This window comes from Pantoea endophytica, assembly GCF_002858935.1.
Taxonomy (GTDB): Bacteria; Pseudomonadota; Gammaproteobacteria; order Enterobacterales; family Enterobacteriaceae; genus Pantoea; species Pantoea leporis.
The window spans coordinates 96,147-112,780 of sequence record NZ_PJRT01000007.1 but is presented as its reverse complement, the minus strand read 5'-3'; the positions used below and the strand labels follow the sequence as shown (position 1 = coordinate 112,780).

Below are 16,634 nucleotides of genomic sequence, written 5' to 3'. Positions count from 1 at the left end.
GAAATACCTGGTTAATTGTTAGTATTCGCTCACTTGCTTGCTGCCGGAAAGTACGGACCTTGGTTAAAAGACCGTAAAAATTATGGACTTATTTTTTGTAATAAATGATGTCGACAGGAATGTAATGCAAGTGGTAATCATTATCAACTAGCAGTAAGCTAAGATGTATCTTGGACCGCACATTTTGTTAACTTCATTATTTAAATGAGACACGTTATGTCACAGAAACCAGCGATTACCATTCATTACTGCACACAATGTAACTGGCTGCTGCGTTCCGCCTGGATGGCGCAGGAGTTGCTGCATACCTTTGCCGAGGATTTAAGCGCGGTAACGCTACAGCCGGGAACCGGCGGCGTGTTTGAGATTACCATTGATGGTCAGGTGATTTGGGAGCGTAAGCAGGAAGGCGGATTCCCGGATGCGGCAGCGCTGAAGCAGCGCGTGCGCGACCTCTGCTGGCCGGATCGCGCGTTGGGGCATGTGGATAAGAAGAAGAGTTGATTTGGGGTTCGTGCGTTATCGGAATAAACGGATGTACACGCACCTAAGGTCGTCATTCATGGCGACCTGCTAACTTTTAGCGATTTTTTCCGCCGCTTCCTGCAGCGCGCTGATCACGATCTCCAGCGCCTCATCCGAAATATCTTCCTGCGCCAGACGATGATTCAAGGTGTGTTTGATCAGATGAATCGCCTGTTCAACCTGCGGAATGCTGCGGTTATTCACCAGAATCGCCAGCGAGGTTAAGCGCTCGATAATCGCATTCACGTTGTCACGATTCTCCGCCAGCAGCGCCTCGCCGCCTTCATTCAGCGCATAGGCTTTACGAGATGCCTGCGCATCGACCACGCGAATCGCATCCATCTCTTCGAGCAACGTAAGGTTGGGATAGATAATGCCGGGGCTGGGTGAATATTCCCCTTTTGAGAGCTCTTCAACCGATTTAATCAGCTCATACCCGTGCGCAGAGCTGATGGCGAGAAAGTGCAGCATTAACAAGCGGATATCGCTGGCATCCAGCATCCGCTCCCGACGCTTCTTGCGTGCGCCTGCACAGACGGTGCGCTGTGCGTGATCGGACTGCCATGGAAAATCCCGCTGCTGTTTCATTGCCTTCCTGAGCGCTAATTAAGGGAGGTTGATAGTAGTCTGCCACCTGGCAAAATTCAACACAGGCGGCAGCGCGCGCGGCGTTGGCGTTATTTTTGATGCCAATAAGCTACGGCGCGCACGAAATCGGTATGTGCACCGCGTCCCTGGGTGAAGTAATCGCTCAGCAGTTTCACCGCTTCGCCCTCGCCCGTCAGCCAGATGAAGTATTCAGTGGCAGGCAGCGCAATCCTATCCAGCTGCGCCTTAATCGGTGTTAGGTTATCGGCCTGCATGGTGCCGCTGCCCAACCAACTCACCTGCACATTTGGCAGATCACCGAGATAATCGCGGCCGGTGGCTTCATCGGCATAGGCCAGCAGGTGAATTTCCTGCGCCTGGATTTCGCTGTAACGACGTTTAAAGGCGGGCAGACCGGTCTCATCACAGACGTAAATCTGGCAGGCGTAATCCGCCGGGATCACCAACGAACCGCGCGGACCGCCCATCGCGATTTGATCGCCCACTTTGGCTTGGTTTGCCCAGCTGCTGGCAACGCCGCCATCGTGGATGTAGAAATCGATGGTCAGAGAATCGACGCCGTTAAATTCCAGCGGCGTGTAATCACGCGCGGCAGGACGCACACCATTCGGCCAAACGATGCCTTCATCGGTGATCTGCGGCAGCGCCAGCTCTGCACCGGCATGTTCCGGGAAGAACACTTTGATGTGATCGTCAAACGATGGCGAGTTGAAGCCGGCCAGATCGCTGCCGTTGAAAACAATGCGCCAGAATTCACCGGCAATCAGCGTCTTGCTGACCACGCTGATGTGGCGGAAACGCAGTTCATTGCGCACACGACGTGGCGCGCGTTCGGAAGGGTGAGTTTGCAAGTGGTGTCTCCCTAAAAGATAGTGAAAGTCATTCTCATCTGATGGGGAGAGAATAGTTATGATATATCTTCGACGCAATGCCGAAAAATGCTATTGGAAAATTGGCACGTTAAAACAGCGCGATAAATCGCGCCGCTACGATGAAGAGCAGTGAGGGATAAGGTGCAAATGACAAGCTGGAATTGTAGCGGCGCAATTTATTGCGCAATACATAGATGCGTTTGACTGCCGAGACCGCGCTTAGATTGCAGCGGTCACGGATTTTAAAAACGGATTACGCCTGGCGATTGCCGCAGGTCACGAAACTGCCATCATCCTGGCTATGTTTCGGCAGCACATTGTCGCCCAGAATTTCATGCTGCGCACAATGCGGTTGATGCGGATGCAGTCCGCCCGGCGGTGAAAAAGGCTCAGCCATTTGTGCACTTGCCAGCGAAGAAAACGCTACAAGCGCTGTCATGAGGAACAACGGTAGAAGTCGCATAATTTTTTTGTCTGTTCACTATAGCGGCCCGGAATGGACCAGAAATGCAGGTGATTATCCAGCCTGATGTGTGGCGGCTGGTGATTTACGCGGCCAATCAGGTTTCGATGAAGAATTTTACGCTCATTATGCCAGTGAGTTTATAAAATCGTGCGGTTTGTCACGGTTTACCGCACGAATTATGCATTACTTATCCGTCACCGGAATATAGAAGGTGCCTTGCAGCAGATCGGGCGTGCTGTATTTCAGATCCAGCTTAAGCAAATCTTTGCCCGCACGGCGTGCTACGCCCAGCGCTGGCAAATGGTTGTAGTAAATCTCCGCGGTGAATGCGTTGATCTCTTCCGGCGCGCCGTGCCAGTCAATCTCCGCATACAAACCCCTCTCGCCGGTCCAGTTCTGCACGTTACGCGGCAGCACATCGGCGTATTGACTCTCCAGCGCCTGGAATAGGCTGATGTGTTGCTGGTCAGCAGAATGCACGCCCGGACTGAACTGAAAGCCCAGCCAGCCGCGGTTCACATGCTGACCGGCAAAAGCGATGAAATCGCGCGTATGCTGCGCCACCACATGATTTTGATGATCGATGTATTCCCCGAAGCGGCATTCCCACTCAATCACTTCGCCACACAGCTGAATCTCCGGCTTCTGCGCCAGACGCGCATTGACCCACTCACGCTGCGTGGAGATGCGGCTGTGGAAATCCTTCATCAGCATTTCCGGAATGCGACGATAAGCACCCGGCGTCATCGAGAAGTGGCTTTTAAACACACGGGTAAAATTCTGCTGATTATCAAAACCAAAGCGCACCGCAATATCGATCAGCGGCATGCTGGTCAGACGCAGCGCCATCGCCGCCATGGTCAGACGACGTTTGCGCGTGTAGGACGCCAGCGTTTGTCCGGTCATCTCTTTGAACATGCGCTGCATGTGCCATTTGGAGTAACCGGATTTCAGGGTAATCAGATCGATGTTGAGCTCGTCGGTCAGGTTCGCTTCTATCCAGTCCACCAGATCGTTGATGTACTGTTTTTTTACATTCAGGCTGAGCATGATTTTGATAGTCGAATGAGGTGGTTAACGTCATGAATTTGCGTTATTCGTCACATAAATATAACAAAAACGTATTACCAACGTAAGGAAGAGTAAAGGTAGCGCAACGGGAAAAGCATTAATTGCTTAGGTTACTAACGTTTTTATCGCGCATGAAAAGAAAAAAGGTCGTCACGAATGACGACCTTGCGGTGATATCAACTGCTTGAAGCGGTGCGCGGGCTCAGTGCGAACGCATGCCCGCTGCCGTCATCATCATACGAAACAGTGATGCCACCACACCGAGTGCCAGCACGCTTGCGCCGTAAATGACTACCAGCCACATCACCTGCTTCCACCACGGAATCTTCGTTTCAGAGTGAGTTTTCATGTTGCTGACCTCGGTTTTCATATCAATGGTATCCTTCGTCGGCTTTGATTTTTCCGCGGAACACGTAGTAACTCCAGAAGGTGTAACCCAGAATTACCGGAATAATCAGCAGGCCGCCCACCAGCATAAACGCCTGGCTGCTCGCCGGAGACGCCGCCTGCCAGATGGTGATTGACGGTGGAATGATGTTCGGCCAGATGCTGATACCGAGGCCCGAGAAGCCAAGGAAAATCAGCGCCAATGTCAGGATGAACGGCGAGTAATGCGCTTCACGTTTGATGGCGCGCACAATCCCCCACGAACACAGCACCACCAGTACCGGAACCGGCAGGAACCAGAACAGGTTCGGACGCGAGAACCAGCGCTGCGCGATATCCGCGTGCGTCAGCGGCGTCCAGATACTGATAATGCCCACCACCAGCAGCAGCGTCAGCGTCAGCGGCGTCGCCAGCGCAGACATCTTACGATGCAGATCGTGTTCGGTTTTCATGATCAGCCAGGTACAACCCAGCAGTGCATAGGCGATGACCAGACCGACGCCGCAGAACAGCGGGAACGGCGCTAACCAGCTCATCGCTGAACCCGCATATTCACGGCCCACCACCGGGAAACCATTCAGGATAGCGCCCACGGCCACGCCCTGACTGAAAGTGGCCAGCAGTGAACCGGCAATGAATGACTTATCCCAGAACGCACGGTGTTCTAGCGTGGCTTTAAAGCGGAACTCAAACGCGACGCCACGGAAGATCAGGCCAATCAGCATCGCCGTCAAAGGAATCGACAGCGCATCCAGCAGCACCGAGTAAGCCAGTGGGAACGCGCCATACAGCGCCGCGCCGCCCAGCACCAGCCAGGTTTCGTTGCCATCCCAAACCGGGGCAACGGTATTAACCATCATGTCGCGTTCGATGGGATCTTTATTGAACGGCAACAGCAAGCCAATGCCGAGATCGAAACCATCCATCACGATGTACATTAAGGTGCCAAACACGATGATGGCAAACCAGATAATTGAAAAGTCGATCATCTTAGTGCTCCCCACTCTTTTCGCTATGGGTTTTGGCCGCCGACAACGGACGCGCTGGCGTGTGATGCTGACCCGGACCACCGTGATCAACCTCTTTACCTTCGCCGGTCACCGGACCCTCTTTGATCAGACGCATCATGTAGAGGTAACCGACACCAAACACCGACGAGTAGACCAGAATGAACGCCAGCAGGCTGATGCTCATGTGCATATCGCCATGTGCCGAGACCGCATCAATGGTGCGCTGCACGCCATATACCACCCACGGCTGACGCCCAATCTCGGTGGTAAACCAACCGGCCAGAATGGCGATCAAACCCGATGGACCCATCAACAGCGTGAACCACAGGAACGGACGCGAGTGATACAAACGGCCTTTGAAACGCAGCCACAAAGACACCACGCCGAGCGTAATCATCAGCAGGCCCAGCGCCACCATCACGCGGAATGACCAGAAGATGATGGTGGAGTTTGGACGGTCCTCTTTCGGGAAGCTCTTCAGCGCAGGAATTTGCTTCTCCAGGCTGTGCGTCAGAATCAGGCTGCCGAGGTACGGGATTTCCAGTGCGTACTTGGTGCGCTCCTGCTCCATATCCGGCACACCAAACAGAATCAGCGGCGTGGCTTCACCCGGCTTGTTTTCCCAGTGTCCTTCAATTGCCGCGATTTTCGCAGGCTGATGCTCAAGGGTGTTCAGGCCGTGCGCATCACCGATCATCGCCTGAATCGGTGCCACGATCAGTGCCATCCACAGCGCCATCGAGAACATCTTACGAATCGCTGGATTGTCGTTACCGCGCAGTAAATGCCATGCGCCCGACGCGCCGACAAAGAAGGCGCTGGCCAGGAAGGCACCGACCGACATGTGGAACAAGCGATAAGGGAACGAGGGGTTGAAGATAATTTTCAGCCAATCTTCCGGTACCACGATGCCGTTCTGGATGATGTAGCCCTGCGGCGTATGCATCCAGCTGTTTGACGCCAGAATCCAGAAGGTGGAGAAGATGGTGCCGAGCGCGACCATGCAGGTTGCAAAGAAGTGCAAGCCTGGACCGACGCGGTTCCAGCCAAACAGCATTACGCCAAGGAAGCCCGCTTCAAGGAAGAAGGCGGTTAACACTTCATAGGTGAGCAGCGGGCCGGTGATACTGCCAGCAAACTGTGAGAAACCGCTCCAGTTAGTACCGAACTGGTACGCCATCACCAATCCGGATACCACGCCCATGCCGAAGTTAACGGCAAACGCTTTTGACCAGAAATGGTAGAGATCGCGATAGGTCTCGTTACGGGTTTTCAGCCACATCCCTTCAAGCACCGCCAGGAAACTGGCGAGACCGATGGTGATGGCTGGAAAGATAATATGGAAGGAAACAGTAAATGCGAACTGAATCCTGGCCAGATGAAAGGCGTCTAATCCAAACATTGCTTACCTCATTGCCACAAATTACACCGAATTTTTACTTATAATTAACAAGCAGAGCGCAGCGGTTATTTCGCCGTGCTTAAAGAAATGTCGCGCCAATGTAAAAGGAAGTGGTGCGAACAAAAAGATACAGGGGAAGTCGGTAAAACTATAACAGTGTTTTTTGATTTCGATCATTGTTTTCAGCAGAAACTAATACTTTAAAAATCACGACGTTAAGGTTAATCACCCTCATTCATTGTGACAATATTGTTATTGTTTTCCGCCTATTCCCGCTGTGCTTATCAGGTAAGCACTTCATTTATTTATTTTTTAGTGCGAAGAAAAATGGCGTTATTTACGGTAAATACGTTGAGCATGTAAATATTTCCGGACAGCGCAGGACGATCAGGATTGTTAATTAAAAGCTAATATTTTTAGAACAAAAAGATATATTTCTGCTGTTTATTAAACAGGTGATGTAAACGCAGTGACGTTAACCTACTGCGGCATGGTATTTGCCAGCGGCGACAAGCTGTGCTTTTTTAGAGCAGTAATCAACCAGTTAAACAGCGAAGGAGAGGTTATGGCCCGTCTTACTGCACAGGATTTCCCTCAGGAACTGCTCGAGCTTTACGATTACTACGCGCACGGCAAAATCAGCAAACGCGAATTTATCGCGATGGCGGCGAAATTCACCATCGCCGGCATGACCGGCGCCACGCTGCTCAGCGCCATGAGCCCCAATTATGCGCTGGCGCAGCAGGTGGAATTTACCGATCCAGCGATCAAACCGGAATACATTCACTATCCGTCACCGCAAGGTCACGGCGAGGTGCGCGGCTATCTGGTGCGACCGGCCAATGCATCCGGCAAAGTGCCTGCGGTGGTAGTGGTGCACGAGAATCGTGGCCTCAATCCCTACATCGAAGACGTGGCGCGACGGGTAGCGAAAGCCGGTTACATCGCGCTGGCACCAGATGGTTTGAGCTCGCTGGGCGGTTATCCGGGGAATGATGATGAAGGCAAAGTGATGCAGGCCAAAGTCGACCCCACCAAGTTGATGAATGACTTCTTCGCCGCGATTGATTTCCTGATGCACCACGAAGAGGGCACCGGCAAAGTGGGTATCACCGGCTTCTGCTACGGCGGCGGCGTAGCCAATGCGGCGGCAGTCGCGTTCCCTGATTTGGCCTGCGCGGTACCGTTCTACGGCCGTCAGCCTAAAGCGGAAGATGTGCCGCGCATCAAAGCGCCGCTGTTGCTGCACTACGCCGCGCTGGATAAAGGCATCAACGAAGGTTGGCCAGCCTATGAAGAGGCGTTGAAAGCCAATCACAAAATCCATGAAGGCTATGTATATCCCGGTGTGAATCATGGCTTCCACAATGATTCGACGCCGCGTTATGACAAAACCGCCGCCGAATTAGCATGGAGCCGCACGCTGGGTTGGTTTGAGAAGTATTTACGCGCTTGAGGGTGCGGCGGTCGCCATAAATGGCGGCCCTTCTCAATGCGCCTTCAAAATCCGATGCACATTGCTCTCCAGCCAATCCGCCAGTCCGGTCACCTGCCCTTCCACTTCGCGGCCTAACGACGTCAAACGATACTCAACGTGCGGTGGCACCACGTCATAGGCAATGCGTTCAACAAAACCATCCTCTTCCATATAGCGCAGCGTCTGCGCCAGCATACGTTCGCTGACGCCGCCAATCTTGCGGCGCAGCTCGCTAAAACGCAGGGTTTCTTCGCGCAGCGCCAGCAAAATCAGTACGCTCCAGCGGCTGGTAATGCGCTTCAACACGTCGCGTGAGGGGCAATTCACGTTAAGCAACTCACCGCGTGTAAACTTTTCACTCAACTTTTCAGACATTTAACTCAGCTTCTCCAAACTAACAAATCTGTAAGTACTTACTAAAAGTTAGTTTATCGCTTAGGCTGTTTTCATACCAGTTCAAAAGGAGAACAACATGATTGCGATTACAGGTGCCACAGGCCAACTGGGCCGTCTGGTGATTAACGTGTTATTGAAAAAAGTGCCGGCTAGCGAAATCATTGCGGCGGTGCGTTCGCCCGAGAAATCGGCCGATCTGCAGGCGCTGGGCGTAACGCTGCGAGCGGCGGATTACAGCCAACCGGAAACGCTGCAAAGCGCCTTCGCAGGTGTCGATAAGCTGCTGCTGATCTCTTCCAGTGAAGTCGGCCAGCGTGAAGTGCAGCACAAGGCGGTGATCGATGCGGCAAAAGCCGCCGGCGTTGGCTTTATCGCCTACACCAGCTTACTGCATGCCGATACCTCGCCGTTGGGTTTAGGGGTTGAGCATCGTGCGACTGAAGCCCAGCTGAAAGCCTCGGGCATTCCTTTCGCGCTGCTGCGTAACGGCTGGTACACCGAAAACTACGCGGCGAGTATTGCGCCCGCGCTGGCGCATCATGCCTTTATTGGTGCGGTCGGCGAAGGTCGCATCGCTTCCGCGGCGCGCGCTGACTATGCGGCGGCAGCGGCCGAAGTGATCAGCCGTGACGATCAGGCGGGCAAGGTGTATGAACTGGCTGGCGACGACAGCTACACGCTGGCGCAGTTCAGCGCCGAGATTGCTAAACAGTCTGGCGAGCAGGTGGATTACATCAATCTGCCACAAGCCGAATTTGCCGCCGCGCTGAAAGGTGCCGGTTTGCCAGATGGCTTGTCAGAGATGCTGGCAGATTCAGATGCAGGCGCCGAAAAAGGCGGTTTGTTTGACGATAGCCATACGCTAAGCAAACTGATTGGTCGCCCCACCACACCGTATGCGGACGTGATAAAGGCGGCGTTGCAGAAATAAGGTGCGGCCTGATGCCCTCACCCCGGCCCTCTCCCACAGGGAGAGGGAGTCGCTGCCACATGCTAACTCGATCGGTTCCCTCTCCCGCCTGCGGGAGAGGGTTAGGGTGAGGGAAATACAGCTCTATTTCCGCTGCGTTTGCCATAAATTGATCAAGCCATTCCACGCTTTTTTGCGCAAATTTTAGCGATTTTCTTAAATACAGATATTTCTGTGCAGCTATTTAAACATCCATCCTAAAAGCCGCTTTCATTTCCTGAAATATAGTCCGTTGTAATCACTGAAAATTCATAAAAACACCGGATCTATCGACATGATTTATTACGTTCATAGATAAATCGCATTGTTGTTTCGCCCGTTCAGAGCTCTATAATTTGTTCTTTACGCATTCAAGAATTTACCAGGAGGCTGCTATTAATACTAACCAACAGCAATATAACGCTTTCGAGGATCGACGCGCTGATGCTGAACTGGAGTATCAATATAATCCTCACGAGTTCGTTCGCGAAGGTATGCAGGATTCGGAGCCGGAACCCGAGCTGATTGAAGGTTTGCCCGCGCCGGATGCGCTGACGCCTGCCGATCGCTACATGGAACTGTTTGAGCAGGTACAGACATCGCACATATTTGCTGACAGCAAAACGTTTCCGGACTGCGCACCAAAATTCGATCCGCTGGATATTTTAATCCGTTTTCGTCGCCGTAAACGCGCAGCGGATTTTGATCTGGAAGCATTCGTGCACGAACATTTTTATTCACCTCAGGTGAATGAGAGTTTTTATGTTTCCAATCCAGATAAAACCTTAACCGAACATATTGACGATCTGTGGCCGGTGTTAACCAAAATGCCACAGCAACATTTAGCGCACTCATCGCTGCTGCCGTTGCCGAAACCTTACGTGGTGCCCGGCGGCCGATTTGGAGAAACCTATTACTGGGACTCTTACTTCAGCATGCTCGGCCTCGCCGATGCAGGCCGCGACGATCTGCTGCGTCATATGGCGGATAACTTCGCCTGGCTAATTGATAACTACGGTCACGTGCCAAATGGCAACCGTACTTACTACCTCAGCCGTTCGCAGCCGCCGGTGTTTGCGCTGATGGTGGAACTGTTTGAAGAGGATGGCATTCGCGGTGCGAAACGCTATCTCGATCAGCTGATGAAAGAGTACCAGTTCTGGATGGACGGCGCGGGTGAGCTGATGCCGCATCAAGCCTATCGCCACGTGGTGCGCATGCCAGATGGTTCGCTGCTCAACCGTTACTGGGACGATCGCGACACGCCGCGCGATGAGTCGTGGCTGGAAGATATTGAAACCGCGAAGAAATCAGGTCGTCCGGCTAATGAGGTTTATCGCGATCTGCGTGCCGGTGCTGCATCGGGCTGGGATTACTCTTCACGCTGGCTGCGCGATCCGCAGCGTCTGGCGAGTATCCGCACCACGCAATTTATTCCGATCGACCTCAACGCATTCCTCTACAAGCTGGAGCTGATGATTTCGACGCTGTCGCACGCTAAAGGTGAAGAGCTCACGGCGCTGGCGTGGCAGAAAAAAGCCGATGCGCGTAAGCAGGCGATTCATCGCTATCTGTGGGATAACACCGCCGGGGTGTACCGCGATTACGACTGGCGTCGCGAACGCTTTGGCGCCTTCACCGCTGCTGCGGTGGTGCCGCTGTTCCTCGGCCTCGCCTCGCCCGAGCAGGCGCACCTGCAGGCCGTTGCGCTGCGTCATCTGTTACTGACGCAAGGCGGCTTGTTAACCTCAATGGTGGAGAGCGGCGAACAATGGGATAAACCCAATGCCTGGGCGCCGTTGCAGTGGATGGCGGTGGTCGGTTTGAATCACTACGGTGAAGAGACGCTGGCGACAGAAATTGCCGTTAACTGGCTGAATACGGTGAATAATTTCTATTCACTGCATCATAAGCTGGTGGAGAAGTATGACATCAGCGGCGATCGCGCCCGTCCGGGTGGTGGTGGCGAATATCCGCTGCAGGACGGCTTCGGCTGGACTAATGGCGTCACCCGCAGATTGATGACCATGTATGGGCATTTGCTGGCGGATTGAGATTGGTGCGGCTTGATGCCCTCACCCTGACCCTCTCCCACAGGGAGAGGGAAACGCTGCCATATGTAAGCTCGATCAGTCCCCTCTCCCGCCTGCGGGAGAGGGTTAGGGCGAGGGTAAAAGCTACCCCGCCAACCCAAAACCCTGCTTACCATTCTTCTTAATCTGATACATCGCCTCATCGGCCCGCGTCAGCGCTTCATCGAAGCTGTCGCGTTCCTGCACCTGCGCAATGCCAATTGACGCACCAATCTGCGCATGTCCATTATCAATATCAAACGGCGTCAGCGCGGCATCCAGCACCGCCTGCATCATAATGCGCACTTTCGGATAGTCGATCAGGAACGGCATCAGCAGCACAAACTCGTCGCCGCCGAGTCGGCCAATCACCACGTTTGGCGGCACCACGTCGATGATGCGCTGGCTCAGTTGAATCAACACCTCATCACCACTGCGATGTCCCAAGGTATCGTTGACGTGTTTGAAGTTATCGAGATCGATAAACGCCACGCACAGTGGGCCCAGCGCTTTCATCCTGCTGAACTGCGTATTGAGCGCATGGCGATTAGTCAGTCCGGTTAGCGGATCGTGATGCGCCAGCGATGAGAGCTGCGCTTCGTACTGCTTCTCTTTGGTCATATCGATGTGCGTGCCGGTGACTTTGAGCGGATTGCCCGCTGCGTCCCATTCGGTAACGCGTCCGCGATCCAGCACCCATTTAATGTTGTCGTTTTTGCCCAGCATGCGGTGCAGCGCTTCGTAATAAGGCGCGCGCCCTTCAATGTGATCGTAAAAAGCTTTGAGCACTTCGTCGGCGTCATCCGGATGCAGGCGTCCGCGCCACACATCGAACTGCGCTTTGGTCTCTTTCGGCTGAAAACCCAGCATCGCCCCCCAGCGACGATTAAAAATCACCAGCTTGCCGCTGGGAATATCCAGCTGCCACAAACATAAACCGGTTCCATCCAGCGCTGCACTCAGCTTATTACGCGCGTCATGCGCTATACGCTTTAACCGCGCATTATGTTTTTTCAGGTTCTGAATCTGCTGACGCAGCGCTTCTTCTGACATGGTTGGCTGAAGGAGAGGAAATAAGCGCTATTTTGCCTGCCGGGAAGTTTCTGTAAATAAAACAAATGAAAAGCCGATTAGCAGCGGCAAATTGGAGAAACTTCAGGAGTTACGTCGAAAGTTTCCTGTCAAAACAGCTGACTTAACTTACTTAAGTACCAGCCTTTAATAAGCCCCGCCTACAGACGTAAGAAATTTCTTAAAAAGCATTTAATAACCGTTGAGTTTCGTGCCGCTGTGAAGGGTCACTGGCGCATTAAAGCGCAGCCAGAGGGCCGCACCGCCGCACGGCAGTGCCTACAGCAGCAAAGAAAACTGAGAATCAATTCGTGGTCAAACGCATTTTTAGCATGATTTTTTTGTTGGGCTTTTGCCTGTCGGCCTGGAGCGCCACCACCTTAAAATTCACGCCGCGTTACGGTCTGGTTTCCCCTGAAGTGACGCTGAATGCAGAGGGACAGCAGTGGCTAAAACGTCATCCGGTGCTGCGCGTCGGCGTATGGAGCCATACGTTACCGCCCTATTCGGTTGAATTCGAAGAGGACACCTTTGAAGGACTGTCCGCCGATTATCTGGCCATCATCGCGAAAACGCTGAATCGCCCGGTCGAAGTTAAGCGCTATAACACCCGTCTCGATCTGGTTAACGCGCTCAATAACAAGCAAGTCGATTTAATTCCTTACTACCCGCAGGCTGCTAATCATGAAACCAAACTGGCGCTGAGTATTCCCTATTCGCTGGCGCAAAGCGTGTTGATTAGCCGCCGCCAGGCAAAATTTGATCGTCAGCTGAATGACAGCCGCTACCGCCTGATGTACTACGGTGACGACGAACTGAAAGCGCTGCTGCATAAACGCTATCCCGAAGCCACATTAGCGCCCGCCTCACCGCCGCTCTGGGCCTATACCGATACCGCTTTTAATGAGGACATGGTGTTCTGGAGTAACTCCGCCACGCAGCGCTATTTGTCGCAGCGCGGCTTGCAGAACATCATTGAAGGCCATAGCACGCCTTACATGAATGATGTGGATGCGCGCTTTGCCGCCCGCGCGGACAATGCTGAGCTGATCGACGCCATTAATGAAATTCTTAAAAATATCCCGCTACGTAATGCCGTACAAATTGCCGAAGCCTGGGGGCTTGATTACCGGTCGGTGGTGAAGAATCATCCTTTGGACCTTAGCGAAGCCGAAGCAAAATGGCTGGCGGAGCACCGCGACATCACGGTGAATTACGACCCTACACATCTGCCTTTCACCTTTCTCGACAGCAAACAGCGTGTCGCCGGACTCAGCGTTGATTTGTTAAATCTCATCTCGCAACGCACCGGTATTCGTTTTCATTACAACCCAATGCGGGGCTTGAGCAATATGCGCGATGCGCTGGTTAATCAACGCGATTCCCTGATTGTGGTGAGTGACGGCGCGTCAAAGCAGAGCCCGCAGATTCAATACACGCGATCTTATGTCTATTCGCCTTGGGTGGTGATGACCCGCAGCGACAGTAACTGGCACAGTTTCGATGAGATGACAGGGAAACGCATCGGCATCTACGAGCGTTCTTATTACCGCTTTGATCTGCGTCGCCGCTGGCCAACCATCGATTTTAGTGAAAATGCGGTTTCGCTCGACTCCCTCGGGCAGCTGCAGGACAAAGAGGTTGACGGCTTTATCGTGCCCTACGAATCGGCGCAATATTTGCTGAATAACCACTTCAACGATCGCTTCAAAGTGGCGTTTGTCGCACCGTTGCCGATGTTTCGCATGGCGATGGCCACCAATGTGGCGGATGAGCATCTGAATTCAATCCTGAATAAAGCGCTGTCCGATATTCCGCAGCCAACCATGCAGTCACTGATGGAGCGCTGGATCAAGTACACGCCGCCCGCAACCAGCACGTCCTGGCAGAGCTATCGCAGTTACGTGCTGCGTATTGCTGCGGTGGCCGGCATTTGCCTGCTGTTTTTCCTGTGGCGCAACCATCTGCTGAAATCGTCGCTGGCGAGGCAGCGCCAGCACGAGCGCGAAATCAGCAACCAACTGCACACGATCGAAACCTTGTTAGAGGACGTGCGTAAAGCGAAGCGTGCGGCACTGCGCTCCAGCGAGGCGAAAAGTACTTTCCTTTCACATATGAGCCATGAAATCCGCACGCCGTTGGCGGCACTGATTGGCCTGTTGGAGATTGAACATTTAGGTCAGAGCGACGAAGCGCAGCGGCAAAAGAATATCGATTTGGCGTGGGAATCTTCCCGTTCACTGCTCTCGCTGGTCGGCGATATTCTCGACCTGGCGAAAATCGAATCCGGTCATTTCAGCATTCGCCACATGCCGATGTCACTGAGCGATGTGGTTTACGACACTGAAGCGCTTTTCCGTCAGGTGGCGCTAAATAAAGGGCTGGCGCTCAATGTCATGCTGGATATCGATCAGGACAGCGTGCTGTTCGATCCCGTGGCGTTGAAGCAGATCCTGGCGAACCTGGTCAGCAATGCCATTAAGTTTACCGCGCGGGGTGAAGTTGAAGTGGCGCTTTACCAGGCAGATATCACTAAACCCGAATACGTACTGGAAGTCTGCGACAGTGGGGTGGGTCTCACGCCAGAACAGCAAAAGGCGATTTTCGAGCCCTTTGTTCAGGTGGATCAGGGCACTAATCGCGTCAGTGGCACCGGACTGGGTCTCAACATCTGTCGCCGTCTGGCGGTGATGCTGGGAACCGAGCTGCATGTAGAGAGCGAGCCCGATGAGGGCAGCGTATTTATGCTGCGCTTCATCGCCCAGCCCGCCACGCTGACTGAAGCAGAAGCTGAGCCAGTTGATGACGTTGTGCACGCATCCTTAAGAATGCTGGTTGTGGATGACAACGCCACCAATCGCCTGCTACTGGCACAACAGTTGCGTTACGCCGGGCATCATGTGTTGGTGGCAGAAGACGGTGAAACGGCGCTGGCACTGTGGCGCGAACATGACGTTGATCGTGTGATCACCGATTGCAATATGCCAGGCATGGATGGCTTTGAATTTACCCGCCAGTTACGTATTGAGGAGAAGCTAATGAATCGCCGCGCAGTCCCGATTTATGGCCTGACGGCGATGGCAGAAGAGCGCGTTGCACAACTCGCGACGCAGGCTGGCATGGATGGTTGCCTGTTTAAACCGCTGGAGCGCACCCAGCTGCTGCGAGTGGTCACCGGCAGCGCTGCCAGCAGCATGCGTAATGAAACCCTGCTTACCCTGGAAAACCTCGCGGCCAATGATCCGCAAGCCTGGCGCGATCTGGTCACCACCGCTCAGCAGCAAAATGCGCGCGATCTTGCACAACTGGAGCAAGCTGCCATGGCGGAGGACTTCCCTGGTGCACACCACGCTGCACATCAATTACTTGGCAGCGCCAAATTACTGCGCGCTGAAAGCCTACAACAGAGTTGCCTCGCCGCCGAGCAGGCAGCCGAACAACGAGAGAGTGCGTTCCTGCAGCAGCTGATTCCCGAAGTCGCTACAGCAGTGGCCGAACTGGAAGCGATCTTCCTTCACGCACTAAAAAATAATCCTGATAATGAGGTGAAACCATGAAACAAGATGCAATCTGGCAGGTTGCCGTATTAGACGATCATCCCCTGATCGGCAAAGCAATTCAGTATCGTCTGGCGCAGGAAGCGCCGCTGGAGCTGGCTGGCGCCTTTTCGCAACGCCAGCAGCTGATGGCATTTTTGCAGCGTCATTCAGTGGACGTGCTGGTGCTGGACTACATGCTTGGCGAAGACGAACTCGACGGCCTGCAGATGGTGAAACAGCTGCGCGCGCGTTATCCCGATTTGAAAATCCTGATCTCCTCGGCAGTAGAAAAACCGGCAATAGTGCAACTGCTGTTAAAAGCGGGTGTGCATGGCTTTGTGGGTAAAAGTGAAGATCAGGAAGTGCTGATTACCGCCCTGCATCAGGTATGCCGTAACAAGCGTTTTCTCACCGCCGATATGCTGCTGGAGATGGATAAGTTTCAGGAAAGCGATCGGGAAATGCATGACTATTTATTGCCGCGTCAAACTGGCGAAGATATCACGCTGCTGCTGCGCAATCTCAGCCCACGTGAGATCGAGGTGATCCGTTGCTATCTGGATGGATTAAGCATTACGCAAATCGCCGGAAAATATGCGCGCAGCCGTAAAACCATCAGCGGGCAAAAACAGACTGCACTGCGTAAATTGGGTCTGCGATCTGATTTGGAATTATTTAAATACAAAGAGCATTTCGGTGAAATTGTGCTGCATCACTGATGCATAAATTGTGTTCTGTGACGCGGATCAAGGCTTATTGGACGCGCTGCGCTGTCATGATGTTTACTA

16 protein-coding genes are annotated in these 16,634 nt (G+C 53.3%); 7 read left to right on the top strand and 9 right to left on the bottom strand.

Going from position 1 to position 16,634, the window contains the following annotated elements:
- Window positions 1–216: 216 nt before the first annotated feature.
- A complete protein-coding gene (locus tag PZBJ_RS07195; protein ID WP_101761890.1) occupies window positions 217–504 on the top strand; it encodes an Rdx family protein in 288 nt (95 codons plus the stop codon).
- Between the two features lie 69 nt (window positions 505–573).
- On the opposite strand, the gene PZBJ_RS07190 is transcribed toward PZBJ_RS07195, so the two are convergent.
- The 3 genes from PZBJ_RS07190 to PZBJ_RS24200 all read right to left on the bottom strand — a co-directional run bounded on the left by PZBJ_RS07190 (window position 574) and on the right by PZBJ_RS24200 (window position 2,403).
- A complete protein-coding gene (locus PZBJ_RS07190; RefSeq protein ID WP_101761889.1) occupies window positions 574–1,113 on the bottom strand; it encodes a PadR family transcriptional regulator in 540 nt (179 codons plus the stop codon).
- 89 nt (window positions 1,114–1,202) lie between these two features.
- Window positions 1,203–1,985, bottom strand: a complete 783-nt coding sequence (locus PZBJ_RS07185) for a siderophore-interacting protein (protein ID WP_101761888.1) — start codon at window positions 1,983–1,985, stop codon at window positions 1,203–1,205.
- 274 nt (window positions 1,986–2,259) lie between these two features.
- Window positions 2,260–2,403 carry a hypothetical protein gene (locus PZBJ_RS24200; RefSeq protein WP_167391184.1) on the bottom strand — a complete coding sequence of 48 codons (144 nt, stop codon included), beginning with the start codon at window positions 2,401–2,403 and terminating at the stop codon, window positions 2,260–2,262.
- On the opposite strand from PZBJ_RS24200, the gene PZBJ_RS24495 reads away from it, so the two are divergent.
- Window positions 2,404–2,460, top strand: a complete 57-nt coding sequence (locus tag PZBJ_RS24495; RefSeq protein ID WP_137386906.1) for an SEC-C metal-binding domain-containing protein — start codon at window positions 2,404–2,406, stop codon at window positions 2,458–2,460. It begins immediately after the preceding gene.
- 195 nt (window positions 2,461–2,655) lie between these two features.
- Here PZBJ_RS24495 and PZBJ_RS07175 read toward each other — a convergent pair whose 3' ends face one another.
- From PZBJ_RS07175 to PZBJ_RS07160, 4 genes are all read right to left on the bottom strand, one after another.
- Window positions 2,656–3,522, bottom strand: a complete 867-nt coding sequence (locus PZBJ_RS07175; RefSeq protein ID WP_101761886.1) for a helix-turn-helix domain-containing protein — start codon at window positions 3,520–3,522, stop codon at window positions 2,656–2,658.
- 223 nt (window positions 3,523–3,745) lie between these two features.
- Window positions 3,746–3,913, bottom strand: a complete 168-nt coding sequence (locus PZBJ_RS07170; RefSeq protein ID WP_101761885.1) for a DUF2474 domain-containing protein — start codon at window positions 3,911–3,913, stop codon at window positions 3,746–3,748.
- Between the two features lies 1 nt (window position 3,914).
- The gene (cydB, locus tag PZBJ_RS07165; RefSeq protein ID WP_064738586.1) at window positions 3,915–4,919 is read right to left on the bottom strand and encodes a cytochrome d ubiquinol oxidase subunit II; all 1,005 of its coding nucleotides are present in this window, start codon (window positions 4,917–4,919) and stop codon (window positions 3,915–3,917) included.
- A 1-nt stretch (window position 4,920) separates the two neighbouring features.
- The gene (locus PZBJ_RS07160; protein WP_101761884.1) at window positions 4,921–6,342 is read right to left on the bottom strand and encodes a cytochrome ubiquinol oxidase subunit I; all 1,422 of its coding nucleotides are present in this window, start codon (window positions 6,340–6,342) and stop codon (window positions 4,921–4,923) included.
- Between the two features lie 565 nt (window positions 6,343–6,907).
- Here PZBJ_RS07160 and yghX point away from each other — a divergent pair.
- Window positions 6,908–7,798, top strand: coding sequence for a YghX family hydrolase (yghX, locus tag PZBJ_RS07155; RefSeq protein WP_101761883.1), 891 nt, complete (start codon window positions 6,908–6,910; stop codon window positions 7,796–7,798).
- Between the two features lie 33 nt (window positions 7,799–7,831).
- Here the strand turns inward: yghX and PZBJ_RS07150 are convergent, their stop codons facing one another.
- Entirely contained in the window at window positions 7,832–8,194 is a 363-nt protein-coding gene (locus PZBJ_RS07150) for a winged helix-turn-helix transcriptional regulator (RefSeq protein ID WP_101761882.1), read from the bottom strand.
- A 97-nt stretch (window positions 8,195–8,291) separates the two neighbouring features.
- Between PZBJ_RS07150 and PZBJ_RS07145 the strand changes: the two genes are divergently transcribed.
- Complete coding sequence (locus PZBJ_RS07145) at window positions 8,292–9,146, top strand: SDR family oxidoreductase (RefSeq protein ID WP_101761881.1); 855 nt, start codon at window positions 8,292–8,294, stop codon at window positions 9,144–9,146.
- Window positions 9,147–9,559: 413 nt separating this feature from the next.
- The gene (treF, locus tag PZBJ_RS07140; protein ID WP_052026007.1) at window positions 9,560–11,218 is read left to right on the top strand and encodes an alpha,alpha-trehalase TreF; all 1,659 of its coding nucleotides are present in this window, start codon (window positions 9,560–9,562) and stop codon (window positions 11,216–11,218) included.
- Window positions 11,219–11,341: 123 nt separating this feature from the next.
- Here the strand turns inward: treF and PZBJ_RS07135 are convergent, their stop codons facing one another.
- Window positions 11,342–12,289, bottom strand: a complete 948-nt coding sequence (locus tag PZBJ_RS07135) for a sensor domain-containing diguanylate cyclase (protein WP_101761880.1) — start codon at window positions 12,287–12,289, stop codon at window positions 11,342–11,344.
- Window positions 12,290–12,639: 350 nt separating this feature from the next.
- Here PZBJ_RS07135 and PZBJ_RS07130 point away from each other — a divergent pair, with 350 nt between their 5' ends.
- Window positions 12,640–15,864 carry a transporter substrate-binding domain-containing protein gene (locus PZBJ_RS07130; protein ID WP_240632897.1) on the top strand — a complete coding sequence of 1,075 codons (3,225 nt, stop codon included), beginning with the start codon at window positions 12,640–12,642 and terminating at the stop codon, window positions 15,862–15,864.
- Window positions 15,861–16,565, top strand: a complete 705-nt coding sequence (locus tag PZBJ_RS07125) for a response regulator (protein WP_101761878.1) — start codon at window positions 15,861–15,863, stop codon at window positions 16,563–16,565. Before PZBJ_RS07130 ends, PZBJ_RS07125 begins: the two co-directional genes overlap by 4 nt.
- Window positions 16,566–16,634: the final 69 nt, after the last annotated feature.

Excerpts from the sequence above, each read along its gene's own strand:
- PZBJ_RS07195 (WP_101761890.1), top strand. The coding sequence starts at position 217 with ATGTCACAGAAACCAGCGATTACCATTCATTACTGCACACAATGTAAC.
- PZBJ_RS07125 (WP_101761878.1), top strand. The coding sequence starts at position 15,861 with ATGAAACAAGATGCAATCTGGCAGGTTGCCGTATTAGACGATCATCCC.
- PZBJ_RS24200 (WP_167391184.1), bottom strand. The coding sequence starts at position 2,403 with ATGGCTGAGCCTTTTTCACCGCCGGGCGGACTGCATCCGCATCAACCG.
- PZBJ_RS07145 (WP_101761881.1), top strand. The coding sequence starts at position 8,292 with ATGATTGCGATTACAGGTGCCACAGGCCAACTGGGCCGTCTGGTGATT.
- yghX (WP_101761883.1), top strand. The coding sequence starts at position 6,908 with ATGGCCCGTCTTACTGCACAGGATTTCCCTCAGGAACTGCTCGAGCTT.
- PZBJ_RS07130 (WP_240632897.1), top strand. The coding sequence starts at position 12,640 with ATGATTTTTTTGTTGGGCTTTTGCCTGTCGGCCTGGAGCGCCACCACC.
- PZBJ_RS07175 (WP_101761886.1), bottom strand. The coding sequence starts at position 3,522 with ATGCTCAGCCTGAATGTAAAAAAACAGTACATCAACGATCTGGTGGAC.
- PZBJ_RS07190 (WP_101761889.1), bottom strand. The coding sequence starts at position 1,113 with ATGAAACAGCAGCGGGATTTTCCATGGCAGTCCGATCACGCACAGCGC.
- cydB (WP_064738586.1), bottom strand. The coding sequence starts at position 4,919 with ATGATCGACTTTTCAATTATCTGGTTTGCCATCATCGTGTTTGGCACC.
- PZBJ_RS07150 (WP_101761882.1), bottom strand. The coding sequence starts at position 8,194 with ATGTCTGAAAAGTTGAGTGAAAAGTTTACACGCGGTGAGTTGCTTAAC.
- PZBJ_RS07160 (WP_101761884.1), bottom strand. The coding sequence starts at position 6,342 with ATGTTTGGATTAGACGCCTTTCATCTGGCCAGGATTCAGTTCGCATTT.
- PZBJ_RS07135 (WP_101761880.1), bottom strand. The coding sequence starts at position 12,289 with ATGTCAGAAGAAGCGCTGCGTCAGCAGATTCAGAACCTGAAAAAACAT.
- PZBJ_RS07170 (WP_101761885.1), bottom strand. The coding sequence starts at position 3,913 with ATGAAAACCGAGGTCAGCAACATGAAAACTCACTCTGAAACGAAGATT.